The sequence below is a fragment of the Leucobacter chromiireducens genome, from assembly GCF_003917135.1.
GTDB lineage: Bacteria > Actinomycetota > Actinomycetes > Actinomycetales > Microbacteriaceae > Leucobacter > Leucobacter chromiireducens_A.
The window spans coordinates 20,508-41,661 of sequence record NZ_RPDI01000011.1 but is presented as its reverse complement, the minus strand read 5'-3'; the positions used below and the strand labels follow the sequence as shown (position 1 = coordinate 41,661).

General features: G+C 70.4%; 18 protein-coding genes. 8 read left to right on the top strand and 10 right to left on the bottom strand.

Features of this window, described 5'->3' with window-relative positions:
- Positions 1–40: 40 nt before the first annotated feature.
- Positions 41–604, top strand: a complete 564-nt coding sequence (locus EGM46_RS07165) for a hypothetical protein (RefSeq protein ID WP_125099473.1) — start codon at positions 41–43, stop codon at positions 602–604.
- Between the two features lie 28 nt (positions 605–632).
- Here the strand turns inward: EGM46_RS07165 and mfd are convergent, their stop codons facing one another.
- The 5 genes from mfd to EGM46_RS07140 form a co-directional block, all read right to left on the bottom strand.
- Entirely contained in the window at positions 633–4,445 is a 3,813-nt protein-coding gene (mfd, locus tag EGM46_RS07160) for a transcription-repair coupling factor (protein ID WP_125099472.1), read from the bottom strand.
- The gene (gene pth, locus EGM46_RS07155) at positions 4,442–5,029 is read right to left on the bottom strand and encodes an aminoacyl-tRNA hydrolase (protein WP_241156229.1); all 588 of its coding nucleotides are present in this window, start codon (positions 5,027–5,029) and stop codon (positions 4,442–4,444) included. Before pth ends, mfd begins: the two co-directional genes overlap by 4 nt.
- Positions 5,030–5,209: 180 nt before the next feature.
- The gene (locus EGM46_RS07150; protein WP_206427526.1) at positions 5,210–5,794 is read right to left on the bottom strand and encodes a 50S ribosomal protein L25/general stress protein Ctc; all 585 of its coding nucleotides are present in this window, start codon (positions 5,792–5,794) and stop codon (positions 5,210–5,212) included.
- Positions 5,795–6,217: 423 nt separating this feature from the next.
- Positions 6,218–6,979 carry a uracil-DNA glycosylase gene (locus EGM46_RS07145; RefSeq protein ID WP_125099471.1) on the bottom strand — a complete coding sequence of 254 codons (762 nt, stop codon included), beginning with the start codon at positions 6,977–6,979 and terminating at the stop codon, positions 6,218–6,220.
- Positions 6,980–6,988: 9 nt separating this feature from the next.
- Complete coding sequence (locus tag EGM46_RS07140; protein WP_125099470.1) at positions 6,989–7,759, bottom strand: SDR family oxidoreductase; 771 nt, start codon at positions 7,757–7,759, stop codon at positions 6,989–6,991.
- A 183-nt stretch (positions 7,760–7,942) separates the two neighbouring features.
- Here EGM46_RS07140 and EGM46_RS07135 point away from each other — a divergent pair, with 183 nt between their 5' ends.
- Positions 7,943–9,265 (top strand): bifunctional o-acetylhomoserine/o-acetylserine sulfhydrylase, encoded by a 1,323-nt coding sequence (locus EGM46_RS07135; RefSeq protein WP_125099469.1) that lies wholly within the window; start codon positions 7,943–7,945, stop codon positions 9,263–9,265.
- Positions 9,266–9,391: 126 nt separating this feature from the next.
- Positions 9,392–10,606, top strand: a complete 1,215-nt coding sequence (gene metX, locus EGM46_RS07130) for a homoserine O-acetyltransferase MetX (RefSeq protein WP_125099468.1) — start codon at positions 9,392–9,394, stop codon at positions 10,604–10,606.
- Between the two features lie 26 nt (positions 10,607–10,632).
- On the opposite strand, the gene EGM46_RS07125 is transcribed toward metX, so the two are convergent.
- Genes EGM46_RS07125 through EGM46_RS07115 form a run of 3 tightly spaced genes read right to left on the bottom strand, consistent with a single transcriptional unit; the run spans position 10,633 to position 12,910 of the window.
- On the bottom strand, positions 10,633–11,328 hold the full coding sequence (locus EGM46_RS07125) for a response regulator transcription factor (RefSeq protein ID WP_241156228.1): 696 nt from the start codon (positions 11,326–11,328) through the stop codon (positions 10,633–10,635).
- A complete protein-coding gene (locus EGM46_RS07120; RefSeq protein ID WP_125099467.1) occupies positions 11,325–11,630 on the bottom strand; it encodes a hypothetical protein in 306 nt (101 codons plus the stop codon). Before EGM46_RS07120 ends, EGM46_RS07125 begins: the two co-directional genes overlap by 4 nt.
- Entirely contained in the window at positions 11,627–12,910 is a 1,284-nt protein-coding gene (locus EGM46_RS07115) for a histidine kinase (RefSeq protein ID WP_125099466.1), read from the bottom strand. The genes EGM46_RS07120 and EGM46_RS07115 overlap by 4 nt, the downstream gene beginning before the upstream one ends.
- 302 nt (positions 12,911–13,212) lie before the next feature.
- Between EGM46_RS07115 and EGM46_RS07110 the strand changes: the two genes are divergently transcribed.
- From EGM46_RS07110 to EGM46_RS07090, 5 genes are all read left to right on the top strand, one after another.
- Complete coding sequence (locus EGM46_RS07110) at positions 13,213–14,238, top strand: hypothetical protein (RefSeq protein WP_125099465.1); 1,026 nt, start codon at positions 13,213–13,215, stop codon at positions 14,236–14,238.
- 5 nt (positions 14,239–14,243) lie between these two features.
- Entirely contained in the window at positions 14,244–15,800 is a 1,557-nt protein-coding gene (locus tag EGM46_RS07105) for a hypothetical protein (protein WP_125099464.1), read from the top strand.
- Entirely contained in the window at positions 15,797–16,654 is an 858-nt protein-coding gene (locus EGM46_RS07100; protein ID WP_125099463.1) for an ABC transporter ATP-binding protein, read from the top strand. The genes EGM46_RS07105 and EGM46_RS07100 overlap by 4 nt, the downstream gene beginning before the upstream one ends.
- Positions 16,651–17,865, top strand: a complete 1,215-nt coding sequence (locus EGM46_RS07095; protein WP_125099462.1) for an ABC transporter permease — start codon at positions 16,651–16,653, stop codon at positions 17,863–17,865. The genes EGM46_RS07100 and EGM46_RS07095 overlap by 4 nt, the downstream gene beginning before the upstream one ends.
- 101 nt (positions 17,866–17,966) lie before the next feature.
- Entirely contained in the window at positions 17,967–18,569 is a 603-nt protein-coding gene (locus tag EGM46_RS07090; RefSeq protein ID WP_125099461.1) for a hypothetical protein, read from the top strand.
- An 88-nt stretch (positions 18,570–18,657) separates the two neighbouring features.
- On the opposite strand, the gene EGM46_RS07085 is transcribed toward EGM46_RS07090, so the two are convergent.
- Together EGM46_RS07085 and EGM46_RS07080 are read right to left on the bottom strand one after the other, a co-directional pair.
- Positions 18,658–19,710, bottom strand: a complete 1,053-nt coding sequence (locus tag EGM46_RS07085) for a hemolysin family protein (RefSeq protein ID WP_125099460.1) — start codon at positions 19,708–19,710, stop codon at positions 18,658–18,660.
- Positions 19,707–21,053 (bottom strand): hemolysin family protein, encoded by a 1,347-nt coding sequence (locus tag EGM46_RS07080; RefSeq protein WP_125099459.1) that lies wholly within the window; start codon positions 21,051–21,053, stop codon positions 19,707–19,709. The genes EGM46_RS07085 and EGM46_RS07080 overlap by 4 nt, the downstream gene beginning before the upstream one ends.
- Between the last annotated feature and the right edge of the window lie 101 nt (positions 21,054–21,154).

The window sequence follows — 21,154 nt, the reverse complement described above, 5'->3', positions numbered from 1 at the left end:
TCGCGGCGACCCGCCAATGCTTACGCTCGAAGGGACACGTATGCCTCGTTTCACCAGCGTCCGCCCACGCATCGCGGCAGCGGCGACCGCGCTCGCGCTCGGCACCCTCACGCTCACCGGCTGCGCGCTGCCGGTGTTCGGCGGGAACTCGGCTGGCGGGAACGCGTCCGGGGGCACGGGCGGAAGTGTCAGCAGTTCTGGCGGACAGTCGAAGTGCCAGATAGCGAACGAGGCGATCCAGCGCGTGACTGATGAGGCAGGGCGGGCGGTTCCGCAGCTCGTCGCGGACGGCCTCGCGGGGCAGCCGCTCGACCTGCTCGCGCTCGTCGATCCGGTCGTCGAGGCGCTCGACGCGGCGTCGGCGTCGATCACCGATCCCGCGGTGCGTGAGGCGCTCGACGCGGCGCGCGTCGAGTGGAGCGGCTTCGCCGAGGATCTCGGGGCGCTCGGCACTCCAGACCTGAGCGGACTCGGTTCGGGCGATGTGAGCGCGATCGGCGAGTTGCGCGCCTACGGTGAGGATGTCTCCGCCCTGTACACCGAGCGCCTCCCCGCGCTGCAGCAGACCGGCACCGAGCTGCAGGCGGCCTGCACGGCCGAGTAGCGCGGCGGCACCTCAGCACCGCCGCGCCCTATGCGGCCGGCGGATCCTCCTCGAGCAGCGTCGCGAGCACCCGGCCCGTCCACGCGACGATGTCGCCCTCGTCCCCGACGTGGCGCTGCCCCACCCCGGCGAGCGGGCTCCGCGACGACGCGGTGCCGCCGGGCAGCGGGATCTGCAGCGATCCCGTCGCCTCGGTGTAGCGCGCGCCGGGGTAAATCCGGTTCATGCGCATGCGGCGCGAGTCGAGCAGCTTCACCGGTTCGAGCCGCAGCGTTGGCCCGGCGGCCACCACCTTCGTGAGCCCGAGGCGCGAGGCGCGACGACGGAGCGCGGACACCGCGGCGAGGCGTTCGACCTCCTCGGGTGGCGCGCCGTAGCGGTCCGTGAGCTCCTCAAGCACCAGGCCGACGTGATCCTCGGGCGCCTGCGGGTGCGAGGCCGCGGAGAACTTCTGGTACGCCTCGAGGCGGAGGCGCTCGCTCTCCACGTACTCCTCGGGGATGTGCGCGTCGACGGGCAGCTCGAGCACGAGCTCGACCGTGCCGGCGACCTCTTCGCCCTTGAAGGTGTTGACCGCCTCGCCGATCATGCGGAGGTACAGGTCGAAGCCGACGCCAGCGATGTGGCCGGACTGCTCGCCGCCCAGCAGGTTGCCCGCCCCGCGCAGCTCGAGGTCCTTGAGGGCGACCTGCATCCCCGATCCGAGTTCGTTGTTCGCGGCGAGAGTTTCGAGCCGCTCGTTCGCGTGCTCGGTGAGGGGCTTCTCCGGGTCGTACAGGAAGTACGCGTACGCGCGCTCGCGGCTGCGCCCCACGCGCCCGCGGAGCTGATGCAGCTGGCTGAGCCCGTACTTGTCGGCCTGGTCGATGATGATCGTGTTCGCGTTCGCGATGTCGAGGCCGGTCTCCACGATCGTCGTCGAAACGAGCACGTCGAACTTGCGCTCCCAGAAGTCCTGGACGACCTGCTCCAGCTGGTGCTCGCTCAGTTTGCCGTGCGCGACCGCGACGCGCGCCTCGGGCACGAGCTCGGCGATCTTCGCGGCGACCCGCCCGATCGAGGACACCCGGTTGTGCACGAAGAACACCTGGCCCTCGCGCAGCAGCTCGCGCCGGATCGCCGCGGTGATCTGCTTGTCGCTGCGGGGCCCGACGAAGGTGAGAATCGGGTGGCGATCCTCCGGCGGGGTGGCGAGCGTCGACATCTCGCGGATGCCGGTGACCGCCATCTCGAGCGTGCGCGGGATCGGCGTCGCGCTCATCGCGAGAATGTCCACGCCGGTCTTCAGTTTCTTCAGCGCGTCCTTGTGCTCGACGCCGAAGCGCTGCTCCTCGTCGATGATGAGGAGGCCGAGATCCTTGTAGATGATGTTGTTCGAGAGCAGGCGGTGCGTGCCGATCACCACATCGACCGTGCCGGCGGCGAGCCCCTCAAGCGTTTCCTTCGCCTCCTTGTCGGTCTGGAAGCGGCTCAGGGCGCGCAACTGCACGGGGAAGCCGGCGAACCGCGTCTGAAACGTCTCGAAGTGCTGGTTGGCCAGCAGCGTCGTCGGCACGAGCATGGCGACCTGCTTGCCGTCCTGCACGGCCTTGAACGCCGCCCGGATCGCGACCTCGGTCTTTCCGAAGCCGACGTCGCCGGCGAGCAGGCGGTCCATCGGTACGGGTCGCTCCATGTCACGCTTCACCTCGTCGATGGTGGTGAGCTGGTCGATCGTCTCCGCGTACGGGAACGCTTCCTCCAGCTCGCGCTGCCACGGGGTGTCCTGCGAGAATGCGTAGCCGGGCGAGGCCATGCGCGCCGAGTAGAGCTTCACGAGCTCCACCGCGATGTCGCGCACCGCCTTGCGCGCCTTCTTCTTCGCGCCCTCCCAGTCGCTGCCGCCCATCTTCGAGAGCGCCGGCGCCTCACCACCGACGTAGCGCGAGAGCTGATCCAGCTGATCCGTCGGCACGTACAGCTTGTCCTTCGGCATGCCTCGCTTCGTCGAGGCGTACTCGATGACGAGGTACTCGCGCAGCGCCTTCGTGGCGTCCCGGCCGATGCCCGTCGGCACCATGCGCTGCGTGAGCTCGACGAACTGCCCGATGCCGTGCGTCTCGTGCACCACATAGTCGCCAGCGGTCAGCTTCAGCGGGTCGACCACGTTCTTGCCGCGGCGGCGCGCGAGCTTCTGCCCGGTGGCCGCCTGGCCGGAGACCGTGCGGCCGAAGAACTCGGCCTCGGTCTCGAGCACGAGCTGCGCCTCGTCGCTCTCGAAGCCCTGCCACGCGGTGCCGGTGACGAGGTAGATCACCCCGGTCTCGAGGTCCCCGGGGAGCGCGTCGACGATGCGCGCGGCGGCCCCGGCCTCGGCGAGCAGGTCGCGTGCGCGCTCAACGAGCCCGGCGCCCTGCGCGGTGACCACGGCGCGCCAGCCCTCACCGAGTCGGCGGCTGAGGTGCTGGATCGCTGCCGCGGTGGGCTCCGCGCCGGGCGGCCGCGTGACGGCCCCGCCGTGCACCGTGTAGATCGCGTCGTCGACGCCGTCGATGACCGTGAGGCCGCGCGGCTCGGATGCTGCCGCCGCTGCTGGCGCAGCGGTCGCGTTTCCTGGTTCGGCCGGTGGGGTTGGGGTCGGCTCAGCCGGCTCAGCCGACGCCTCCGCGGGCGTCCCGTCCGCCGTGCCATCGTCGTCGGCGTCGCGCACAAATCCGGTGGTGCTCCACCAGGGGCGCCCCACCGATGCAGCGCGCAGCTCGGTCACCGAGAGCAGGCCGGCGTCGTCGACGGGCACCGGGGTGTCGGCGCCGGCCGTCGCGGCGTGCCACGCGGCCTCAAGGAATTCGCGGTTCGTCTCCGCGAGGCTCACCGCGCGGCCGGCAACGCGCTCTGGCGCAACCACGAGCACCGCACCGCCGGCCGGCAGCAGCTGCGTGATCGGCGCGAGCCCGGGCACGAGCTGCGGCAGCAGGCTCTCCATCCCCTCGACGGCGATCCCCGCGCTCATCTTTTCGAGCATGGCGCCGAGTGCGGGGAAGCGCGGCAGCAGCTCGGCGGCGCGTTGCCGCACGTCGTCGGTGAGTAGGAGCTCGCGCGCCGGCCAGAGTTCGATCTCGGCGATCGGGTCGCCAGCGGAACGCTGGTCGGACACCGAGAAGCGGCGGATCTGGTCGACCTCGTCGCCGAAGAAGTCCACACGCACCGCCTGGTCGACGGTCGGCGGGAAGACGTCGAGAATGCCGCCGCGCACCGCGAACTCGCCTCGCCTGGTGACCATATCGACGCGGGTGTACGCGTAGTCGACGAGCCTGCGCGACAGCGCGTCGAGCCCGCCGCCGGCGCCAGCTTCCGCGCCGCCGATGCCGCCGATCGCGGTGTCCGCGAGCACGAGGTCCTGCCCGGTGCGCAGCACGACCGGCTCGGCCTGCGCCGCGTGCGGCGAGACGGGCTGCAGCGCGGCGCGCACCGAGGCGACGAGCACGAGCGGAGGCGCTGCCGCGTCGGTGATGTCGTGCTCGCGGAGCAATCGCAGCGCGTGCGCACGGCGGCCCACCGTCTCGGCGCTGGGGCTCAGCCGCTCGTGCGGCAGCGTCTCCCACGCGGGGAACTCCGCGGTCACCGCGTCGGGGACGAGGGAGCCAACCGCCTGTCGGATGGCGTCAGCCTCGCGGCTTGTCGCGGCAATGATGAGCAGCGCGCCGCGATCCCCAGCTGCTCGCCGTCGACGCAGCAGCCCCGCGATGAGCGGCGCGCGCAGGCCGTCGGCGACGGAGAACTCGGCGTCCGTCGCCGCGGCGTCGAGCGCGCGCGCGAACGATGCGGAGCGCTCGAGCAGCTGGTCCAGCCCGGCGAGGCTCACTTGCCCGCTCCGTGGAATCGCTGCTGCGCGGCGAGCAGGCCATCGTCGACGAGCGCTTCCGCTGCGTCGGCCGCCTCCTCAAGCAGCACGGGGAGGGTGCTGCGCTCCGCGGAGCCGAACGGCTTCAACACGAAGTCTGCCGGATCCTGCTGCCCGGGGGGCCGCCCGATCCCGATCCGCACGCGCAGGTAGTCGGGGGTGCCGAGCGCCTTCGCGATGTCACGCAGGCCGTTGTGGCCACCGTGGCCGCCGCCCTGCTTCAGTTTCAGCGTGTCGAACGGCAGGTCGAGCTCGTCGTGCAGCACGATGACGCGCTCCGCGGGCACGCCGAAGTACTTCGCGAGCGCGCTGACCGGGCCGCCCGACGTGTTCATGTACCCGTTCGACTTCGCCAGGATCAGTTTCACGCCGCCGGGACGGAGTCGCCCCTCGGCGATGCGCGCGCCCGTCTTGTGCGGAGAGAAGCGGCCGCCGATGCGCTCAGCGAGCACGTCGAGCGCCATCTGGCCAACGTTGTGACGGGTCGCCTCGTACTTGGCTCCCGGATTTCCGAGCCCCACAATCAGCCAGCTGTCTTCAGCCACGTGCTTCTCCACTTTCCCCTGCAATTTTCGCCAGAACACTCGCACCTCCGCGCAGACCATCCTCGCAGACACCACCGACATTCACTGGGCGCGTGGCGCGGCGCCACGACGGGCACAGAGACAAACGGCCCGTCGGCCCGGCGCGAACGCCGAGCCGACGGGCCCGAAGGTCTGAGCTGCTTACTCGGCAGCCGCCTCGTCCTGCTCCTCCTCGTCCGCGGCAGCGGCACGGGGTGCGACGATGTTGACGGCGAGTGCGTCCTCAGCGTCGAGCAGGCTCGCGCCCTTGGGCAGCGCGATCGCGCCGGCGAGGATCTGGGTGCCGTCCTCAAGGCCCTCAACGTCAACGGTGATGTTCTCGGGGATCGCGGTCGCGGGAACGCTCAGGCGCACGGTGTTGAGCTCCTGCAGCGCGTTCGCGCCGTTGAAGGGCTCACCCGAGACGTGCAGGGGCACCTCGACCTCGACGGTCTCGCCCTTCTTGACGATCACGAGGTCAACGTGCTCGATGATCTGGCGTACCGGATCCTTCTGCACGTCCTTGACGAGCACGAGCTGCTTCTTGCCGGCGATGTCGAGCTCGATGAGCGCGTTCGCGTGGCGGATGATGAGGCTCAGCGGGTGCGTCTCCACCGAGATGTGCACGGGGTCGGTGCCGTGGCCGTAGATGACCGCGGGGGTCTGGCCGACGGCGCGGAGCTTGCGGGCGACGCCCTTGCCGAAGCTCTCGCGAGCGGTTGCGACGAGCGTGTTGGTGTCCGTCATGATGTTCTCCTTGCGGGCCGAAGCCCGGTCAGGGCGGCCGGGCCGCCAGATCTGGTGTCTCGCACTTGCGTTGCAACGCAGCAAGATGGCCCGCAGAGGCGTTCCGTCCCGCGTCGATAACGGGCGCAGAAGCGCCCCTCGCCGAAGTACAGCTGCCAAGTCTACACGATCCCGGGGACGCCCGTCCCCAGCGCTTCGGGGCTTGCGGGCTTCTGGGGGTTCCAGGGAACCCCGCAGATTCCCGAAGAACCCCACCAACCCGAACGGAGAAATCTGTTTTCTCAGAGCCCTGCGGTCAAAACCCTCCGAGATTCGCGATTTCTCCGTGCGAATTGGGGGCAGGAAGGCAGGCGAGCGCGCGGGAGGCGAGCGCAGGGCCGGGGCAGGGCAGGGCAGGGCAGCGCAGGGCAGGGCAGCGCGCGCTCAGGCCCAGAGCGAGAGCGTCGGCTGCGCCGGCGGCGCACCAGCGATCCGCCAGTCGATGGGCGCAGCGCCCTGCGCGGCGAGCGCCGCGTTCGCGCGGCTGAACGGCCGCGAGCCGAAGAACCCGCGCGACGCGGACAGCGGCGACGGGTGCGCGCTCTCGATCACCGGCGTCTCGCCGAGCAGCGGCGCGAGGCCGCGCGCGTCGCTCCCCCACAGGATCGCGACGAGCGGCCCACCGCGTGCGACAAGCGCGCGGATGGCGCACTCGGTGATCGCCTCCCAGCCGAGCTTCCGGTGCGAGCCGGCCTCGCCCGCGCGCACCGTGAGCACGCGGTTGAGCAGCAGCACGCCCTGCTCAGCCCAGGGGCGCAGATCCCCGTTCGGCAGCGGCTCGATCCCGAGATCCGCGCTCAGCTCGCGCGAGATGTTCTGCAGGCTGCGCGGCAGGGGCCGCACCGCGGCGTCGGTCGCGAACGACAGGCCGATCGCGTGCCCGGGCGTTGGGTACGGGTCCTGCCCGACGATGAGCACGCGCACGTCAGCGAGCGGCCGCTCGAACGCCGCGAACACCAGATCGGGATCCGGGAGCACGCGGTGGGCCGCGCGCTCCGCCGCGACGACTTCGGCGACCGCATCGAACTGCGGTGCGACGGCGGCGAGCGCGCTCCCCCAGTCGCGGGCGATGCGGCCGGCGGTGACGAGCTCGCGGAGCGCGCCGGCGGGCAGCCCGGACCCTGTCACCCCGGTCTCGGTGGTCATGCTCGCCCCTCAGCTCCGCGGCGTGAGCGGGCCGCGGTGCGTGTGGAAGACGCTCGACTGCGCGACGGGCCGCAGCACGATGAGGTCCTGGTTGACGTGCGGCGGCTGCTCGAACGCGGACACGAGCACCTCGGCGACCTCCTCGGCCTGCAGCGGCTGCACATCGGCGTAGGGCGCGGCGGCGGCCGCCGCGTCGCCGCGCAGCCGGTTGAGGGTGAACTCTTCCGTGTGCACGAGCCCCGGCGCGAGCTCCATGACGCGGATCGGCTCGCCAGCGAGTTCGAGCCGCAGCACCCCGGTGACGGCGTGCGCCGCGAACTTGGCCGCGTTGTAGCCCCCGCCGCCCGCGTACACGCTGTGCCCGGCGGTCGAGGTCACGTTGAGGATCGTGGCCCAGCCCGTCTCGGTGGCCCCGGCGCGGAGGACGGGGAGGAGCGCCGCGGTGACCGAGCGCAGCCCGAGCACGTTGACCTCGAACATGCGCCGCCAGTCGTCATTCGACGACGCCTCGACGGACTCGGTGCCGATGGCGCCGCCCGCGTTGTTCACGAGGCCGGTCGCCCCGCCGCTCGCCGCGACCGCTGCGGCGAGCGCCGCCACCTGCGCCTCGTCGGTGACGTCGCACACGATCGGGTGCGCGCCGGTCTCCGCCGCGAGCGCGGCCAGCCGGTCCGCGCGGCGCGCCACCGCGACGGTCTGCCAGCCGCGCGCGGCGAAGCGCCGCACGGTCGCCGCTCCGATGCCTGAGCTCGCCCCGGTCACCACTACTCGCTGTGTCATGCGCTGCTCCGTCCCGCTCGCTGTTCGTCTCAGCGTAGCGGGCACCACCGACAGGCTTCATTACGTGCGGTGTCGGGTCACGTTGCCGGGAGGGGGCGCACCTCGTACGCTCGTTCCCAGCACCACTTCCCTTTCTTTCACAGACTTTCGCGCCGCTTGGCGCACACGCAGCAAGGAGCAGTCATGACTGAGCAGAACGTTTGGGGCTTTGAGACCAAGCAGATCCACGCCGGCCAGGAGCCGGACCCAACGACGGGTTCGCGCGCGCTGCCGATTCACCAGACCACGGCGTTCGTGTTCGAGGACTCGGCGCAGGCGGCGAACCGCTTCGCGCTCGCTGAGCTCGGCCCCATCTACACGCGCATCACGAACCCGACGCAGGAGGTCGCCGAGCAGCGCATCGCCGCGCTCGAGGGCGGCACGGGCGCGCTGCTCCTCGCGAGCGGCCAGGCGGCGTCGACGTTCGCGGTGCTGAACATCGCGAACGCCGGCGACCACATCGTCTCGTCGAGCTCGATCTACGGTGGCACGTACAACCTCTTCAAGTACTCGCTCGCGAAGCTCGGCATCGAGGTCACCTTCGTTGAGGATCAGGACGATCCGGCCGCGTGGCAGCGCGCCGTCCGCCCGAACACGAAGCTGTTCTTCGCGGAGTCGATCGCGAACCCCCGCTCGAACGTGCTCGACATCCGCTCGGTTGCCGACGTTGCGCACGAGAACCACCTGCCGCTCATCATCGATAACACGGTCGCGAGCCCGTACCTCGTTCGCCCGTTCGAGCACGGCGCCGACATCGTGCTGCACTCGGCGACGAAGTTCCTCGGCGGCCACGGCACGACCCTCGGCGGCGTCATCGTCGACGGTGGCACGTTCCCCTGGTCGCAGCACGCGGACAAGTTCCCGGGGCTGACCGAGCCGGATCCCTCGTACAACGGCGTGAGCTACACGGGCGCGGTTGGCGACCCGATCGCGTACATCATCAAGGCGCGCGTGCAGCTGCTGCGCGACCTCGGTTCGGCGATCGCGCCGCTGAACGCGTGGCTGCTGCTGCAGGGCATCGAGACGCTGTCGCTGCGCATCGAGCGCCACGTCCAGAACGCGCAGGCGATCGCCGAGTGGCTGGACTCCCACGACGACGTCGCGACGGTCTACTACTCCGGCCTGCCGACGAGCCCCTGGTACGCGGCGGCGAACCAGTACGCACCGAAGGGCGTCGGCGCGGTGCTCTCCTTCGAGCTGAAGGGCGGCGTCGACGCTGGCCGCGCGGTCGTCGAGAACGTCGAGCTGTTCAGCCACGTCGCGAACATCGGCGACGTCCGCTCGCTGATCATCCACCCGGCGTCGACCACGCACTCGCAGCTGACGCCGGAGCAGCAGCTCACCGCCGGCGTCACGCCGGGGCTCGTGCGACTCTCGGTTGGCCTGGAGCACATCGACGACATCAAGGCCGACCTGGAGAAGGGCTTCGCCGCGGCGCGCGCGGTCGTTGCGGCGGCCCGCGCGTAACACGGGCACGGCCCGCGCCCGCCAGGGCACGGATTCCACGCGGGGGTGGGGTGTTTTCGACAGCACCCCACCCCCGCGTCGTAATATTCGCCCGCCGCGTCCGCGAGCCGGGCACAATGAGGAGCTATGGACTGGCAGACCCCTGAGGATTCGTTCCCCACAGACTTCATCACCGATGCGCAGCTGCGCGCGCTCATGGGTCGCCCTCCGATCTCGGGCGCGTGGCGAGACGGCGACCCCGTCGGCGCGCGGAAGTTCGTGTCGATCGGCGCGTTCCAGCCGGAGTTCGGCGGCGAACTGCCGGCCGTGCGGATCGCGTACGAGACGTTCGGCGAGCTGAACGAGGCGCGTGACAACGCGATCCTCGTCTTCCACGCGCTGACCGGCGACAGTCACCTCGTCGGCTCGGCAGGGCCCGGGCACCCAACGGACGGCTGGTGGACCGAGATCGTCGGGCCGGGGCGCCCGCTCGACACCGACCGCTTCTGCATCGTCGCCCCGAACGTGCTGGGCGGCTGCCAGGGCAGCACCGGCCCAGCATCGCTCTCCCCAGCCGGGCAGGAGTGGGGCGGCAGCTTCCCCTACCTCACGATCCGGGATCAGGTCGAGGCGACGGCGCGCTTCGCCGACGCGCTCGGCATCGCGCGCTTCCACACCGTGATCGGCGGTTCGATGGGCGGGATGCACGCGCTCGAGTGGGGCCTCACCCATCGCGACCGTGTCGACCGGCTCGCGGTGATCGCCGCGCCGCCCGTCACGACCGCGGACCAGATCGGGCTGAACCTCGTGCAGCTCGAGGCGATCCGCTCGGATCCGAGCTACCGCGACGGCAACTACTACGACGCCCCTGACGGCGTCGGCCCGCACCACGGCCTCGCGACTGCGCGCCGGCTGGCGCTCCTGAACTACCGCAGCAACACCGAGCTCGACGAGCGTTTCGGCCGGTCGTGGCAGTCCGCGGTGAGCCCGCTCGGCGGCGGCGGCCGCTTCGCCGTCGAGTCGTACCTCGACTTCCACGGGAACAAATTCACCCGCCGCTTCGATGCCGGCAGCTACGTCACGCTCGTGCAGGCGATGAACTCGCACGACGTTGGGCGCGGGCGCGGGGGCGTGCGCGCAGCACTCGCGACCCTCGATCTCCCGACGCTCGTCATCGGGATCCCGAGCGACCGCCTGTTCACCATCGACGGGCAGGACGAGATCGCGCGGCACACCCCGGGGAGTCTCGATGGGGATCAGGCCACGCGCATTGATTCACCGTTCGGCCACGACGCGTTCCTGATCGAGTTCGAGCGCGTCGGAGCGCAGCTCTCCCGGCTCATCGACACGCCGGCGCGCTGAGGCGCTGCGGCGCTCGCGCGCCGCGCTCATCCCCCGATGAAGCTGAACTGCAGGGCGCGCACCACGAGCTGCGCGAGGTTCTCGGCGGCGAGCTTCTCGCGGAGCCGCTTGACGTGCGACTTCGCGGTCCACACCGTGATTCCCTGCTGCTCGCCGATCTCCTCGTAGCTGCGCCCCTCGCACACGAGCCGCAGGATCGCGTACTCGGCCGGCGTCAGCACCGGCGCGACGATCGGCGCGTCGGGGAGCGGATCCCCCGCGATTGAGATGTCGCTCGCGAGGCGCTTCAGGAGCGTCGGGGCACCGCCGTCGGCGGCGAGCTTCACGGCCGCGCACAGCGTGTCTGGCGGTGCGGTCTTCTGCAGCGCGCAGATCGCACCGGCCTCGAGCGCGCGCGCCACCCCTGGTCCGGGCGACACCGTCGTGAGCACGACGACGCAGGCGCCGGGATCGATGCGCCTGATGAGCGCCGTGGCCTCGATCCCGCTCATCCCCGGCGGCATGCTGAGGTCCATGAGCACGACGTCGGGGCGATGCTCCTCGTACGCCGCGACGGCGGCCTCCCCGCTGTGCACGGGAAGGAGCGGGCGCAGCCCGGGATCGCCCGCGAGCGCGTGCACCACGGCGCGCGTGGTCCACGGGTCGTCGTCGACGACGAGCACGCGCAGCGGTTCCTGCGCGGCGACCGGCGCGTGCGCGGCGGCTGGGGCGTTGATGCTCACAGGCAGTACTTCCGATACAGGGGCTTGTTGTGGACGAACCAGAACTTGCACTCAGCGACCGTGGCGAGGACGTTCTCCTGGCCAGCATACGGATCGCCGGGGATCTCGTCCTCGGTCTGGGTGACCTCGGTCTGACTCGCCTCGGTCTGGCTGGCCTCCGTCGTGACGACCGCGGCGGCGGGCTGGGCCACCACGCCGATCGCGCAGAGGGCAGTGAGGCAGGCGGCGGTGACGCAGAGCGCGCTGGCACGGAGCGCGGCGGCACGGAGGGGCGCGGCGAGTGCAATGCTGAGGGGCTTCACACCCTCATTTCATCGACCTTCCCGGGATCCGGCATCCCCCGTTCGGGGGACGAATCGGCGCCGGCTCCCGCGGCCTGCTGCTGCGCGCCCGCGAGCGGCAGGAGCACGCGAACCCGGTAGCGGGAGGCGCGCGTCTCCGCTTCGCAGATCCCGCCGCGCTGGGCGACGCGGGCCGAGAGGCTCCACGGCACCTGGGTGACCGACTGGGCAACGGGATTCTCCGACTGCAGGAGCAGCCAGCTCCCGCGCGCGTCGGTGACCGTGTCGACGCTGAGCTCGCGCTCCCCCGACCCGGCTGCGTGCTTGATGATGTTCGTCACGAGCTCGCGGAGCACCAGCACGGCGTCGTCGAGCGCGTCCTGACTCAGCACCTCGGGCAGCTCCCCGTAGTGCGCGTTGATGCGCGAGCCGCCGGCCGCAGCGGCCTCACCGAGGCGCGCAACGGCGCTGCGCAGTTCTGCGGCGCCGACGGGCAGCGCTGACGCGCCGGATCCGGCACCGCCGTGCAGCCCGGACAGGAGGGCGCGGAGCTCGTCCTGCGCGCTCTCGGTGCGCACCGCGAGCTCGCCGAGCATGCGCTGGGACTCGCCGCGATCCTGCTCGACCGCGAGCAGGCGAACGATCGCGAGCTGCGTCGCGAGGCCGTGCGACACCGTGTCGTGCACATCGGTCGCGACGCCGAGGCGCATGCGCTGCAACTCGCGCTCGTGCTCGCGCGCGTTCCGCTCGCGCGCGGTGATCTCGCGGCGGATCCGCATCTCGACGAGGCAGGCCGCCGCGCCGAGCAGGGCGATGTACGCCCACGAGTAGAGCTGCATCCCGAGCGGCATCACGGTGTCCGGCGCGAACGTCCGCGCCAACCAGCCGGCCCCGATGAGCACGCCGAGCATGACGAGCGACCAGCGCCACGCGAACGCGACAAGCAGGAGCCCGGAGGCGAACTCGAGCGCGGTGGAGAACGGGTTGAGGTATTCGGGGAACACCATGAGGAACACGACGAAGAGTGCCGCCGCGACCGCGCCGCTCGCGAGCGGCGCGAACGCGCTCGCGATGATGAGCAGCCCGGAGGCGTAGTGGAAGACGAGGTACAGCGGGTCCGAGCTTTCCGCAGCGGAGGGCAGGAGGGTCGACAGCCCCAGCAGCAGCGCGAAACCGCGAATGGGTGGATCGACAAAGCGTGAGCCGAGCAGCCAGCGCATCACCCTCGCGAGGACGGGTGAGCGCTCCGCCCAAGCTGGGAGTGACCAGCCCGGGGTCGCTCGCTCAGCGGAGTCGGACATGCGCACGGCGCGAACTGGAGAGAGACGCCTGATCAGCGCCAAACTGCGGGGTCTGCATGGTGTCAAGTATAGGTCGGGGTGCCCCCTCGCCCGAGGGATGCGCCGCGGCCGGCACCACGCATAACCTGCGCTGAGCGCAGCCCTCAGTAGCGGCGCGGCACCGCGATCTACTCCATTCGTGGTACCCCGGTACCGACCTTGTGGAAAACCGCACGCAGCGTGAGACGGCTGTGCTAACTTGACGAATTACTCGACCCCGTTGCGGCGCGCGCCGCAACGACCTACTCACACTATGAGGTGGCATGACTTCACGCACGCGTTCCGCACGGATCTGGCTTCCCGCTACCATCGCGCTGACGGCACTGGTGCTCACCGGCTGCAGCAGCTCGTCCGAAGGTACGAGCGCTGAGATCGAGGAGGGGCCACTCGACAAGTACCTCTCCGTGCTCTGGGACGGCGAGGAGTACACGCAGGAAAAGCTCGACAAGGATCAGCTGAAGATCGAAGAGCTCGTCGCCGAGTGCATGACGAAGGAGGGCTTCGAATACAAGCCCAACACGCAGTCAGGCGGCGTGGTGATCAGCTCGGAAGACGAGCAGGACGGCCCGGTCTGGGGCAGCGAGGAGTTCGTCAAGGAGTACGGCTACGGCATCGTCAACTGGCCTGGCATGAACGATCAGACCGAGGATCCCAGCGAGGAGTGGGTGGATCCGAACCAGGACTATGTAGAGTCCCTCAGCGAGTCCGAGCAACAGGCCTACTACGAGACCCTCCACGGCACCGGCCCCACCGAAGAACAGATGGCCGAGATGGAAGAGAGCGGCAGCTACCAGAGCGACTGGACGCAAGAGGGCTGCTACGGCGCCGCACAGCACGAGGTGAACGGCGACATGGCCGCGGCCTACGAGGACCCTGAGTTCGCTGATCTCTTCGCCGCGATGAACGAGATGTACAGCGGCATGTGGGACGAGGAGAACCCCGCCCCGGAGATCGAAAAGCTCAACGCGAAGTGGTCAGACTGCATGGCTGAGGCGGGCTACCCTGACCTCACGTCCCCCATGACTGCGCAGAACTCCATGAACGAGGAGTACTACGGCCTGGGTGGCTCCACGGATGAGGAGTACAAGGAGCCGAGCAAAAAGCAGAAGGACGAGTTCCAGAAGCGCGAGATCGAGATGGCCACCGCAGACCTCAGCTGCAAGAAGAAGGTCGATTTCGAAAAGACCGAGCAGAAGATCATGTTCGACGCGCAGCAGAAGTTCGTTGACGAGCACAAGTCCGAGCTCGAAGCACTGACCTCAAAGCACAGCACGAAGACGAAGGACTAACTCCGGTGAAGTTCCCCCAGCGCCCGAAGCGCAAGCGTGCCCGGGCGGCGCAGCAGCATGCCGACTCGACGGTCACCTCGGCCGGCCTCACCGAGGCGGACGAACCATCGAGCGACGGCGCAGACGCCGCACCGGGGCGTGCGCGTCGCGGGCTGCGGGGAAACTGGTCTGGAACCCGGCTCGTCGGCCTCATCGCCGCGGTCGCGGTCGTCTCACTGCTGATCGGCGTTGCCGTGATGCAGTTCATCGTCTCCCCCGCCGAGCTCGCCGCACGCACTGCGCCGCCGAAGGCCGGGCCGGTCACGGCCCCGGTCGAGGAGCGCGAACTGGAGAACACCGTCGTGACGCGCGGCGAAGTGACCTATGCCGACGCCGTGAGCGTCAGTATCGACGCCGCGGGCTCCGAGGACCGACCCGTCGTCACGGGCCATGTTCCTGAGGTCGGTACGGTCTTCAAAGCCGCGAACATCGCCCTTGAGGTTGCCGGCCGGCCCGTCATCGTGCTGCCTGGCACGCTCCCCGCGTACCGTTCGCTCAGCATCGGCATGCGGGGACCCGACGTCACCCAGCTGAAGACCGCGCTTGACGGCATGGGGTTCTGGGCCGGCGACACCGCGTCCGACGTCTTCGAATACGACACGGCGACCGCGCTCGGCGCGCTCTACGAGCAGATCGGCTACTCGGCCGCCGCGGGCGGCGCTGAAGCACAGGACGCGCTGCAGAGTGCCGAGCGCGCGGCGCGCGACGCCGGGGTGCAGCTCGCGCAGGCGCAGGCCGCGCTGCAGGAGGCGAGCGACGGTGGCGCGAAGAACGTGCTCTCAGAGCAGGCAGCCGTCACCTCCGCGAACGACGCGCTCGTCGACGCGCAGGAGGCGCTCGCGACCGCGCAGCAGGGCGTGCTACCCACGCTGCCGTCGAGCGAGGCGCTCTTCCTCGGTGGCCTCCCCCGCCGCGTCGATGAGGTCTCGGTAGCACGCGGCGACATCCTCTCCGGCTCGCCCATGACCGTGTCGGGCGCGACCCTGACCATCGAGGGCAGCATCTCCAAGCAGGACGCCGAGCTGCTGAGCGAGGGGCTCATCGCAACGTACCCCGGCCCCGACGGCACCGACCTGAACGCGAAGGTGACGCAGATCGTCGCACCCAAGAGCGCGAAGTCGGGCGGCGACGGTGAGGGCGGCGACGGCGGCGACGGCTCCGGAGGGGGCGGTGCCGGCGGTGCTGGCGGTGCCGGCGGTGGGGACTCCACTCGCTACACCGTGCGCCTCACCCCCGTCGACCTGAAGCCGGAGCAGATCGACGCGCTGCGCGGCACCAACGTGCGCGTGCGCGTGCCCGTTGCCGCGACCGACGGCGAGGTGCTCGCGGTGCCGATCGCCGCACTCTCCGCTGGATCGAGCGGCGAGGACCGCGTTGAGCTGCTCGTCTCCGAGGACCAGGGCGCAGACGCGGAGACCGAGATCGTGACCGTGAAGACCGGGCTCGCGGCCGACGGATACGTCGAGATCAGCTCCGAGGACTCGCGGATCGCCGCGGGTGCCCGCGTCGTGGTCGGTCGATGAGCTCGCTCGATTCCCTCTTCGCGGACACCGATCCTGCACCCGAGCAGCCAGAACCGGCGCCAGGCCGGCAGGCCGAGTCCGACCGCGCCGTCGTGCGGCGCGCGCGGAAGCGCGCACGCGCCAACGCACGCGAGGCGCAGAGCGACGGCGGCGCGCTCGCTGCTGGCAACCCGGACTTCGACGGTCCGATCGTGCAGCTCGACGAGGTCACGCGCTTTTTCCCCGGCCCGCCGCCGGTGAACGCGCTCCGCGGTGTGAACCTCTCTGTCGAGCGCGGGGACTACCTCGCGATCGTCGGCCCGTCCGGATCGGGCAAGTCGACCATGCTCAACACGCTCGGACTGCTCGACCGCCCGAGCACTGGCACATTCCTGTTCGAGGGAATCGACGTTGCGCAGCTGAGCGACGACCAGCGCTCCGCGCTGCGCGGGCGAGCCGTCGGCTTCGTGTTCCAGTCGTTCCACCTCATGCCCACCCGCTCGGTGCTCGAGAACGTCATGCTCGCTGGCACCTATGCCGGCCTCACCCGCGAAGAGCGCGAGCCGCTCGCCCGCGCCGCGCTGGAGCGCGTCGGCCTGAGCCACCGCGTCGATTTCTCCCCGAACACGTTGTCCGGCGGCGAGCGGCAACGTGTTGCCATCGCCCGCGCGGTCTGCACCTCCCCGCGGCTCCTCCTCGCCGACGAGCCGACCGGCAACCTGGACCGCGAGAACTCACGCTCGATCATGCGGCTGTTTGATGAGCTCGGTGCCGACGGACTCACCGTCGTCATGATCACCCACGACGCGAAGGTAGCCGAGGCCGCGCGCCGTCGCGTGCGCATCAGCGACGGCGAGCTGCAGGAGCTGGCATGAGCGGCCGCATCCCATTCCGCGCGCTGATCCACGAGGCGTTCGAAGGCATCGGGTCGCGACCATCGCGGCTCGTGATCACCCTCATCGGCACCGTGCTGGGCATCGCGTCCCTCGTCGCGACGATCGGCTTCGCACAGACCGCGGCTGGCCAGATCTCGCAGCAGTTCGACGCGCTCGCAGCCACACGCGTGACGGTGGAGCCCGGCACGGCCAAAGCCGCAGGCGGGAAGGAGCGCGCAACGGCGAAGCTCCCGTGGGACGCCGTCGACCGCGTGACCCCGCTGGCCGGGGTGGAGAGCGCCGCCCTCATCGGCAAGCTCCCCACCTCGCTGGAGGTCGAGGCCGTGCAGGTGAAGGATCCGTCCGAGTCGCAGAAGGCGTCCCCGCCCGTGCTCGCCGCGTCCCCCGAGCTGCTCGAGGTCGTCCAGGGCAAGATCCGCGCTGGCCGCTTCTTCGACAGCGGGCACGACGCGCGCCACGACCGCGTGGCGGTGCTCGGCGCTGAGGCCGCGAAGCGGCTGGGCGTTAACCGCGTCACCGGGCAACCCGCCGTCTTCGTCGACGGCCGCGCGTACACGGTGATCGGGATCCTCGGGAAGGTCGGCACCCGCGAGAATCTGCTCGACGCGGTGATCGTGCCGCTCGAGACCGCGCGCTCGGAACTCGGGCTCGGCGCCGCGCAGAACCTCGACATTCGCATCGATGTTGGCGCGGGCTCGGTCGTGGCGAAGCAGGCGCCCATCGCGCTCAACCCGAACTCGCCCGACGCGTTCAAGGTGGGTGCGCCGACGAACACGAGCTCGCTGCAGGAGAGCGTCGAGTCGGACATCAACGTCCTGTTCCTCGCCATCGGCATCGTTGCGCTCATCGGCGGCGGCATCGGCATCGCCAACGTGACGCTGCTCTCCGTCACCGAGCGCCGCGGCGAGATCGGCCTGCGACGCGCGCTCGGCGCGCGCACCCGGGACATCGCGCAACAGTTCATGCTGGAGTCGGTGACCGTTGGCGTGCTCGGTGGCCTCATCGGGGTCGTGGTGGGGCTGTTCGCGCTCATCGGGGTGTGCCTCGTCCAGAACTGGACGCCGGTGCTCGCGATCTGGGCCGCGCCGGTTGGCGTGGTGGTCGGCGCACTCGTTGGCCTGCTCGCCGGCGGCTACCCGGCTATCAAGGCCGCGCGCGTCGAGCCGGTGGACGCCCTGCGCGATTCCTGAGCGCTCACGCACCGGGCTATCGGCCCGCTCACACTTTCCCAGCGTATGCTCGCACTCGGTTGCCTGGAGAGAGTCGCCCGAGCAGAGCTGAGGAGGTGGTGGTGGTTTCAACCGTCACGCGTTCGGTGCGCACGCTCGGCTTCGCCGCGGCGGTCACCGCCTCGATCCCGCTCTGCCTCACCGGCTGCGCGCCAGCGCCCAAGTCGGTGCCTGCGCCGGCCACCGAGCTCCGCGCATCGAGCGACTCCGACTTTCTGTCCCGGCCGGCCGAGCGCGAGTACGAGATCGCCGAGACCACGCTCACGGAACCGATCACGCTGCCGCTCGGCGGCATCGTCGACGGTGATCTCGAGTCGCACGGCTCGCTCGTGCTCACCGACGGGGTGATCACTGAGGCACGGTTCGGCCTCGCCCTGTCCGGGCTGCCCGAGGCCACCTTCGTGCTCACGGAGCCGGCGGTGCTGCGGCCGGAGGACAGCCCGGACGGCACGATCACCGCGGTCGGGACGCTCTCGGTCGGCGGTGCGGAGCGGCCGGGGATCCGGTTGAAGCTCACACCGACGCTCCTCGGCGCAGAGTCCGTCGAGTTCGACCTCAGCCTCGCGGTGCCCGACAACCCGTTCTTCGCCGGCGAGGAGCCGGGCATCGATCAGGTTGCGGCGCACCTGGTGCTCACGGCGCGGAATCCCAGCGCACCGCAGTGACCGCGCGGGACCCCAGCGCACCACAGTGACCGCGCGGGATCTCAGCGCACCGAGGTGACCGCGCGGGCCGCGATCACCTCGGTTCCCGCTAGTGCTCGACGTGGCGCTGGCGCCGCGTGGCGTCGTGCACCTCGCCGACGAGCTCCTCAATGACGTCCTCCAGGAATACGACGCCCAGCTCGGTGCCCTCGGCATCGTGGATGCGCGCGAGGTGGATCCCGCGCGCCTGCATCCGCGCGAGCACGTCCTCCAGTTCGGTCTCCGCGTGGAGCGACACCATCTCGCGGATGCGCTTCGCCGGGATCGGCTCGCTGATCCGGTCCTCGCCGAGGCGCACGAGGTCCTTGATGTGCACGTAACCGGCGAGACCGCCGCCCTCCCCCGCGATCGGGTAGCGGGAGAAGCCGTGCTTCGCGACCGCGGCATCGACGTCCTCCGGCGTCGCGCCCCACGGCAGCACCACGAGGCGCTCCTCGGGCACGAGCAAGTCGACGGCGCGCTTCGTGGTGAACTCGAACGCCGCGGTGAGGGCACCGCTGCGGTCCTCGAGCACGCCCTCGCGCGTCGAGTGGTTCACGATGCTCGCCACCTCGTCGAGGGTGAACGTGCTGTTCGTCTCCGACTTCGGCTCGACGCCGAAGAGGCGAAGCACGCCGTTGGCGATGGCGTTGAGCGCGGCGATGACGTGCCTGAACACCCGCGACACCGCGACAAGCGGCGGCGCGAGCAGCAGGACGGCCTGATCCGGCACCGAGAACGCGGCGTTCTTCGGGATCATCTCGCCGAACACGACGTGCAGGTACGTGACGATGAGCAGAGTGAGCACGAACGCCGTGATGCTCACGACCTCACCGGAGAGCCCGGTCCACGCGAGCGGCCCCTCGAGCAGGTGGTGGATCGCCGGCTCCGAGACGTTCAGGATCAGCAGCGAGCACACCGTGATGCCGAGCTGGCTCGTCGCCAGCATGAGCGTCGCGTGCTCCATCGCGTAGAGCGCGGTCTTCGCGCGCTTCGAGCCAGCCTCGGCCCGAGGTTCGATCTGCGAGCGGCGCGCGGAGATCACGGCGAACTCCGCGCCGACAAAGAAGGCGTTCGCGACCAGCAGGATCACGAGCCAGACGATTCCCATCCAGTCGCTCATCGTTCAGCCCCTTCCTGCTCGGCGTCCGAGACTTCGGCATCGGCGGGAAGCGGGGCCCCGGTGTAGCGCAGGCGTGCGATGCGGCGGCCGTCCATGCGCTCGACGCGCAGCGTGCCACCGTCCGCGAGTTCGACGATCTCCCCCACCTCGGGGATCCTGCCGAGCTCGCGCAGCACAAAGCCGGCGACGGTGTCGTAGTCGTCGTCCTCCGGAATCTCCACCCCGGTTTGTTCGCGCACCTCGTCGGGGCGGAGGTCTGCGGGGAAGGTCATCTCCTCGGCGGTGCCGACGACGCCTGCCGCGGCACGGTCGTGCTCGTCAGCGACCTCGCCGACGATTTCCTCGACCAGGTCCTCGAGCGTCACGATGCCGGCGGTGCCGCCGTACTCATCGACGACGATGGCGAGCTGGTACCCGCTCGAGCGGAGCGCGCCGAGCAGCTGGTCGAGCCGCATCGTGTCGGGGACGCGCACGACGTCCTCGACGAGGGCGGCGACGGGCACCTCGCTGCGCTTCGCTCGCGGCACCGCGACGGCGTGCTTCACGTGCACGACGCCGACGATATCGTCGCGGTCCTCGTCGATCACGGGGAACCTGGAGTAGCCGGATCGCCCGGACAGCTCAAGCACCGCCTGCGCCGGCTCGAGCCGCTGCACGCTCTCGATCTTCAGCCGCGGCGTCATGACGTCGCCCGCGGTGAGTTCGGAGAAGCGCAGCGTGCGGTCGAGCAGCGTCGCAGTGTCGGCCTCGAGCAGACCTGCGCTCGCCGAGTGGCGAACGAGCGAGGAGAGTTCCTCGGCCGAACGCGCGCCCGAGAGCTCCTCCTTCGGCTCGATGCCGATCGCGCGGAGCATTCCGTTCGCGCTGCCGTTCAGCACCACGATCGCCGGTTTGAAGGTCGCGGTGAATGCGCCCTGCGCCGGCATGACGAGCTTCGCGGTTGCGAGCGGCCGGGCGAGCGCGAAGTTCTTGGGCACGAGCTCGCCGACGATCATCGAGAACACGGTCGCGAGCGCGATCGCGACGGGCGCACTGATCGCGCGGCGCAGCTCTTCCGGCACGCCGAGCGCGCCGAGCGGGCCGTTCAGGAAGCCGCTGATTGCCGGCTCGAGCGTGTAGCCGGCGAGCAGGGTCGTCAGGGTGATGCCGAGCTGGGCGCTGGAGAGGTGCGTCGAGGTGATCGACAGCCCGCGGATCACGCGGTCGAGTCCGCGCTCCCCGCCTTCGCGGCGGCGCTCAAGGTCTTGCCGGTCGAGCGCGACGAGCGAGAACTCGGCCGCGACGAAAATGCCAGTGCCCACCGTGAGAATGAGGCCAATCAGCAGGAGGAGCCAGTCGTTCACCTGCGACTCCCCAGACGTTCGGGTTGCCGCGCCCAGGCGCGGCAACTACTCGGAGGGTCGGAGGGTCTTCGAGAGTCAGAGTCCATGGTCAGACGATTTTA